We start from the raw sequence: 7,119 nt of genomic DNA, 5'->3' as shown, positions 1-7,119 counted from the left end.
CCCCGGCCGACAGATCCAAACAAGGACACCATGGTCTGTTCTCGCGCGGGTCAAGCCGGGGCTCGAAGCGGCACACCACCATCCTCACAGTTCTCACGGGCAAGTCGAGTGGTGAGCTTGTGCAGGAAATCCCGGCGACGGTCGGCGATCCTGGCGTGAACGCGGGCCACTTTGAGCCGGGCCTTGGCCCGGTTGGCGCTCGCTTTGGCCGTGCGGGCGAGCGCCCGCTGAGCCCTGGCCAGTTTGCCCCGGTCGCGGTGTTCGTGGCGGGGATTGACGATCTTCTCTCCGGTGGACAGTGTGGCCAGGGCGGTGATGCCCGCATCCATCCCCACTGTCTGCTCCACCGGCGGGAATGGAGTGATCGTCTCTTCTGCCAGGAGGGAGACGAACCAACGGCCCGCCGCGTCCCGGGAAACGGTGACCGTGGACGGTTCGGCGCCCTCCGGCAGCGGACGCGACCAGCAAATGTCGAGTGGCGCGTCCATCTTGGCCAGCCACAGCCGGCCCTCGCGCCAGCGGAAGGCCGAGCGGGTGTACTCGGCCGAGGCCCGCGCCTTCTTGCGCGATCTGAACGTAGGGTAGTCGGCCCGCTTGGCGAAGAAGTTCGCGAACGCGGCCTGGAGGTGGCGCAGCGCCTGCTGCAACGGCACGGAGGAGACCTGCGACAGGAAGTCGTAGTCGCCGCTGCGTTTCCATGCGGTCAGGGCCGCCGACGACTCCCCGTAGGAGACGCGACGCCCGTCGATGGTGTACGCGCGGGTGCGCTCCTCCAGCGCCTTGTTGTAGACGAGGCGGACGCAGCCGAACGTCCGGGCGAGCTCTTCAGCTTGCTCGAGGGTCGGGTAGAAGCGGTACTTGTAGGCCCGCTTCACGGTCTGCTCCACAGTTCACATTCCAGTACGCGATCAGTCACGCATCGTGCACACGTTCGATCCCGCCGCACTATTCCACGTACCCTCCCTGCCCTTAAGAACGGGGTTTTCACGCCAAGGAGATTCGATGAGCACCACGACTGAGCAGGTGACTGGATGGTGGGCCACCGCCATATCCGACATCTCCCCCGGCGTCATCCGGCTGCACGGCTATCCCGTCGAGCAGCTCATCGGCCGGCTGTCGTTCGCCGACACGATCTGGCTCATGCTGCGCGGCGAGGTGCCCTCTCCCGGGCAGTCCGCGCTGTTCGAGGCCGCGCTGGTGTCCGGGGTCGACCACGGGCCGCAGGCGCCCTCGATCGCCGCCGCCCGCATGGCCGCCACCTGCGGCGTCGGCCTCAACACCGCCGTGGCCACGGGCGTCGGGCTGCTCGGCGACGTACACGGGGGCGCTGGTCAGGAGTGCATGGCCGTGCTGGCCGACATCCGGGGGCGAACCACCGCAGACCCGGCGGGAGCCGAGCCTGCGGGGACCGATCCTGCGGGGACCGATCCTGCGGGGACCGAGCCGACGGAGGCCGGTCTGGCGGGGGCGGTCTCGGACGTGGTCTCGGGGGTGCTGGACGGGTATCGGGGTGCCAAGCGGTACTTCCCCGGGTTCGGCCACCGCTTCCACCCGCGCGATCCGCGCCGCGACCCCCTCGTGCGGGCGGTCGAGGACGCGGTCCGCGATGGCGTGGTCGAGGGCGCGTACCTGCGGATCGGGCTGGAGATCGAGCGGCAGCTGGCGCCGGTGCCGATGAACGTCGACGGCGCCACCGCCATCGTCTACAGCGAGCTCGGCTTCGCGCCCGAGCTGGGCAGGGGCCTGTTCGTCCTGTCACGCGCGGTCGGCGTCCTGGCGCACGCGTGGGAGGAGCACGGCGAGGGCCGCCGCATCAAAGGCCCCATACCGCCCCCGCTGCTGCCCGCCTACCGGGGACCGGAACCCCGCGACCTGCCCGCCGACCGGCACTGAAACGGCGCTGAAACGCCCGCCGGGCGGCGCATGATCGCCGCCGGTCCCGTACGGGTAACATGCCGACATGCCGCCGACCCGCGAACACGCCGAGCTGAAGCTGCAGCCGTTGCCGCACGCGGGCCGGTCGCTGGCCGAGCAGGTGATCTCCGAGGTGCGCCGGGCGGTGCACACGGGCGCGATGGTCCCCGGCCGGCTCTACTCCGTCTACCAGGTGGCCGAGCAGCTCAACGTCTCCAGGAGTCCGGTCCGCGAGGCGATGCTGCGCCTGGCCGAGGCGGGGCTGGTGCAGGTCGAGCGCAACCGCGGGTTCCGCGTCGTGCTGCCGCATCCCCGGGAGATCGTCGAGATCTTCGGGGTGCGGCTGGCTCTGGAGCTGCCCGCCGCGCGGCGGGCAGCCAGGGGCGACGCCGCCGGGCTCGGCGCGGCGCTGCGGGCGACCATGGAGGAGATGGCGGCGGCGGTCGAGGCGGCCGACGAGGCGCTGTTCTTCCAGCTCGACCAGGCGCTGCACGACCGCCTCCTGGTCGCGGCGGGCAACGGCAGGGCCCGCGCGATCGTGGGCGGGCTGCGCGACACCATGCGCATCCTCGGCACATCCACGGACGACCGCTCCCGCACGCTGCGGCAGGTGCACGAGGAGCACGAGCCGATCGTGGCGGCCGTCGCGGCGGCGGACGCCGAGGGCGCGGTGCGCGCGATGCGCGCCCACCTGACCAACACCGGCCTCATCCTGGCCCGGCAGGCGGCCAGGGCCCAGGGCGAGCCGGTCGACGTGGACGCGTTGTGGGCGTCCATCGTCGAGGAGCCGCAGCCGGGCTAACAAGCCATCGCCGAAGAGCCGCAGCCGGGCTGACGGGCCATCGCCGAAGAGCCGAAGCCGGGCCATCGGGCCATCATCGACGAGCCGCAGCCGGGTTAGCGAGCCTGGGGCAGTGCGATCTCCCGGGCCAGGCCGAGCTCGTCGCGGACGCGGGCCAGCGAGGCCGCCCGGGTCGACGCGTACAGCTCGTAGGGGTCGTGCAGCGGGCGCCCGAGCACCGCGGCCAGCGCCTCCGGGCCGAAGTCCGCGCCCGCCGCCGTCACGTCCTTGGCGCCGTCGGAGGTCAGGTTGGACTGGAAGATGCCGGCGGCCGAGCGCGGCAGGAAGTCCTCGTACACGATGGGCCGGGCGCCGATCCACCCGTCGGCCAGGAGCATCGCGAGGTCGGCGGGCGCGGCGCCGCCGGGGCGCGCGTCGAGGACGTGGAAGGTGAAGTACGCGAGGTCGCCCGCGGCCAGCTCGGCCTCGCCGCGCGGCACCCGGTCCGCCCACAGCTTGGCCCCGGCGGCGTTGCGCTTCTCCGCGGTGACCCGCTGCCCGGCGAGCAGCGCGTCCAGCTCGGCCGACAGCTCGTCGTAGAGCGCGCGTCCGGCGGGCGTCACGGCGATGCCGCGCGCCTCCACCTCCCCGAACCGGACCCGCAGGTCGTCCTGGACGACCCGGCCGTCGTCCTCCCTGAACAGCCGCGGCTCGGCCAGCGCGCGGAAGGAGGTCTGGCGCAGCAGGAGGTCGGGGCCGTCCCAGCGGGGCGGCCCCTGGATGGCGTCGATCATGGTGATGCCGCGCTCGCTCATGCGGGCGTAGAGGGCGTCGATGTCGAGCACGCGCGGGGTCAGGTGGTTGACGTGGGTGGAGGCCACTCCGCCGATGTCGGCGGCCACGGCTGACACGCGTTCGAGCTCGGCGTACCAGCTGCGGGAGACCGGCTCCGCGGACAGCTCGAACGCCCGCGTGGCGAGCGTCAGGAACTCCTCGGCCGCCTCGTCGTCCAGGCCGCCCTCGGCCTCGGCGCGGTCGGCCAGGTCGAGCAGGCGCGGCGGGAACAGGCGGCGCGCCCCCAGGAACTCGCCGAGCCGGCGCTCCAGGTCCGCGCCGAAGAACCGCCGGTCGCCCGTCACCAGCATGGAGGTGAACACGCGGAAGGGGTTGGCGGCCAGCTCGGCCTCGTCCACGGGGCGGAAGGCCGTGGAGACGACGGGCACGGAGCTGCTGGCCGCCTCGCGCAGGTCGTAGTAGCCGACGGGGTACATGCCCATCGCGCCGAAGATCCGCGCGACCTGCGCCAGCTCGGCCGGCGTGCCGACGCGGATCGCGCCGTGCCGCTCGGCGGTGACGCGGCCGATGGAGCCGAGGCGTTCGGCGCCGGCGCCCATCCGGGCCAGCATCTCGCGGTTCACCTCCTGCGCGACGTCGACGAGCGTGTTGTACGCGGGGACCTCGGTGCCGTACATCGCTGACAGGCGCCGGGCGAAAGCCGCCCGGAGTGCGGTCGCGTCGACCATCGTGCCTTCTCTCCTCGCCGCCGGAAGCGAGTAGCATGCTACATGGGTCGCATGTAGCATGCTACTCATGGACCGCGCAGCCGCTCTCGCGACCGACCTCCGCCGTCGCGGGGTCACCGACGTGCTGGACGACTCCACGTCGCGGGCGCTCCACTCCTCCGACGCCTCCCTCTACCGGGTGCCGCCGCTGCTGGTGGCCCGGCCCAGGTCCGCCGAGGACGTGGCGACGGCGATCGAGCTGTGCGCGCGCCACGAGATCCCCCTCACCGCGCGCGGTGGCGGCACGTCGGTCGCCGGGAACGCGATCGGCCCCGGCCTGGTGCTGGACTTCAGCCGCCACATGGACCAGGTGCTGCGGGTCGACGCCGAGGCCCGCACGGCGGTGGTGCAGCCGGGCGTGGTCCAGGCGGCCCTGCAGCGGGCGGCGGCCCCGTACGGGCTCAGGTTCGGCCCCGACCCGTCCACCCACACCCGCTGCACGATCGGCGGCATGATCGGCAACAACGCCTGCGGCTCCAGGACGCTCGGCTACGGCCGCACGTCCGACAACATCGCCGGGCTCAAGGCCGTGGCCGGCGACGGGACCGCGCTCGACCTGCCCGCCCAGGGCGCGCTGGACCTGCCGGGCGCCTCCGACGTGCCGGGCATGAGCGGCCAGGGCATCCCGGCCGCGCTGCGGGACCTCGCGATGGCCGACCTCGCCACGATCAGGACCGAGTTCGGCCGGTTCGGGCGGCAGATGTCGGGATACGCGCTGGAGCACCTGCTGCCGGAGCGCGGGTTCGACGTGGCCCGCCTGCTGGTCGGCAGCGAGGGCACGCTGGCGGTGCTCACGGAGGCGACGGTGCGGCTGGTGACCGATCCGGCGTACCGCGCCCTGGTCGTGCTCGGCTACGCCGACATCGCCGCCGCCGGAGACGCCGCGCCGGGAGTGCTGGAGCACCGGCCGACGGCCTGCGAGGGCATCGACGCGCGCATCGTCGACGTGGTGAGCCTGCGACGGGGCCCCGGCGCGGTGCCGCCGCTGCCGCGCGGCGCCGCCTGGCTGTTCGTCGAGGTCGCGGGCGACGACGCGGCCGAGGTGCGGGAGCGGGCCGCCCGGGTGGCGGCCGGCGGCGAGGACGCCCTCGTCGTCACCGATCCGGCCGAGGCCGCGGCGCTCTGGCGCATCCGCGAGGACGGCGCGGGCCTGTCGGGGCGCAGCCCCGCCGGGCGTCCGGCCCACGCGGGCTGGGAGGACGCCGCCGTGCCGCCCGAGATGCTGGGCCGCTACCTGCGCGACTTCGAGGCGCTGCTGGCCGGGCACGGCCTGACCGGCCTGCCGTACGGGCACTTCGGCGACGGCTGCCTGCACATCCGGCTCGACGTGCCGCTGGACCGGCCGGACGGGCGCGCGGAGTTCAGGGACTTCCTGGTGGCCGCGGCCACGCTGGTCGCCGGCTACGGCGGCTCGCTGTCCGGCGAGCACGGCGACGGCCGGGCCAGGAGCGAGTTGCTGCCGCTCATGTACTCGCAGGCGGCGATCGACCTGTTCGCCGGGGTCAAGGCGATCTTCGACCCCGGCGACGTGCTCAACCCCGGCGTGCTCGTACGGCCCCGCCCCCTCGACGCCGACCTGCGCGTCCCGGCCGCCCGCCCGGTGCGCGAGAGCCTGGCCCTGGCCTACCGCCACGACGGCGGCGACTTCGGCCAGGCCGTGCACCGCTGCACGGGCGTGGGCAAGTGCCGGGCCGACAACACCGCGGCCGGCGGGGTGATGTGCCCCTCCTACCTGGCCACCAGGGAGGAGAAGGACTCCACCCGGGGCCGCGCCCGCGTGCTCCAGGAGATGATCAACGGCTCCGGCGTCACCGGCGGCTGGCGCTCTCCCGAGGTCCACGAGGCCCTCGACCTCTGCCTGTCCTGCAAGGGCTGCGCCTCGGACTGCCCGACGGGGATCGACATGGCCGCGTACAAGTCCGAGGTGCTCCACCAGACCTACAAGGGCCGCGTCCGCCCGCTAACGCACTACTCCCTGGGGCGGCTGCCGCGCTGGGCGCGGCTGGCGAGCCGGATGCCGCGGGCGGTGAACGCGCTCATGCGGGTGCCGGGGCTGCCGGCGCTGGCCGGGGTGGACCGGCGGCGCGGGCTCCCGGAGTTCGCGCGGGAGACGTTCCGGGCCTGGTTCGAGCGGCGACGGCCGGTGGAGGGCAGGCCGGTGATGCTGTTCGTCGACACCTTCACCGACCATTTCGCGCCGGAGATCGGCCGCGCGACCGTGAAGGTGCTGGAGGCCGCCGGCTACCGCCCGCGGATCAGCGAGAGCCGCCAGTGCTGCGCGCTCACGTGGATCTCCACCGGGCAGCTGGACGCGGCCCGGGCCATCCTCGGCCGCACGGTCGCCGAGCTGGCCGAGGCCGCCGGGCAGGGCGTGCCGATCGTGGGGATGGAGCCGTCGTGCACGGCCGTGCTGCGCTCGGACGCGCTGGAGCTGCTGGACGAGGCGGTGGCCGGGCCGGTGGCGCGCATGACCCGCACGCTGGCCGAGCTGCTGTCCGGCACGCCCGGCTGGCGGCCGCCCGCGCTCGACGGGGTGACGGTGGTGGCCCAGCCGCACTGCCACCACCACGCGGTCATGGGCTGGGAGCAGGACCTGCGGCTGCTGCGCGAGGCGGGCGCGCGGGTGACCCGGCTGGGCGGGTGCTGCGGGCTGGCGGGCAACTTCGGCGTCGAGAAGGGGCATTACGACGTGTCCGTGGCGGTGGCCGAGCACCAGTTGCTCCCGGCGATCCGGGAGGCTGCGCCGGGGACGGCCGTGCTCGCCGACGGGTTCTCCTGCCGCACGCAGATCGCCGATCTGTCGGCCCGGCAGGGCACCCACCTGGCCCAGCTCCTCGCCGACCGGCTGCCGTAAGGTCTGCT

Annotated in this window: 4 protein-coding genes and 1 pseudogene; 3 read left to right on the top strand and 2 right to left on the bottom strand. The window is 74.0% G+C overall.

The window, feature by feature from the left end; translation table 11 throughout:
* Positions 1-89: 89 nt before the first annotated feature.
* Positions 90-887, bottom strand: a pseudogene (locus tag AB0J87_RS13520) (transposase); the annotation flags it as partial.
* A 115-nt stretch (positions 888-1,002) separates the two neighbouring features.
* Here AB0J87_RS13520 and AB0J87_RS13515 point away from each other — a divergent pair.
* Positions 1,003-1,893, top strand: a complete 891-nt coding sequence (locus AB0J87_RS13515) for a citryl-CoA lyase (RefSeq protein ID WP_363965018.1) — start codon at positions 1,003-1,005, stop codon at positions 1,891-1,893.
* Between the two features lie 67 nt (positions 1,894-1,960).
* On the top strand, positions 1,961-2,716 hold the full coding sequence (locus tag AB0J87_RS13510) for a GntR family transcriptional regulator (protein ID WP_350727636.1): 756 nt from the start codon (positions 1,961-1,963) through the stop codon (positions 2,714-2,716).
* Positions 2,717-2,811: 95 nt separating this feature from the next.
* Here the strand turns inward: AB0J87_RS13510 and AB0J87_RS13505 are convergent, their stop codons facing one another.
* A complete protein-coding gene (locus AB0J87_RS13505; RefSeq protein ID WP_363965016.1) occupies positions 2,812-4,218 on the bottom strand; it encodes a VOC family protein in 1,407 nt (468 codons plus the stop codon).
* A 67-nt stretch (positions 4,219-4,285) separates the two neighbouring features.
* Here AB0J87_RS13505 and AB0J87_RS13500 point away from each other — a divergent pair, with 67 nt between their 5' ends.
* Positions 4,286-7,111: an FAD-linked oxidase C-terminal domain-containing protein gene (locus tag AB0J87_RS13500; protein ID WP_363965014.1), complete on the top strand. Its 2,826-nt coding sequence runs from the start codon at positions 4,286-4,288 to the stop codon at positions 7,109-7,111.
* Positions 7,112-7,119: the final 8 nt, after the last annotated feature.

Origin of the sequence: Nonomuraea sp. NPDC049625, assembly GCF_040675285.1 — a bacterium.
Classification (GTDB): Bacteria; Actinomycetota; Actinomycetes; order Streptosporangiales; family Streptosporangiaceae; genus Nonomuraea; species Nonomuraea angiospora_A.
The sequence above is the reverse complement of the archived record's forward strand: the minus strand, read 5'-3'. Positions and strand labels throughout refer to the sequence as shown.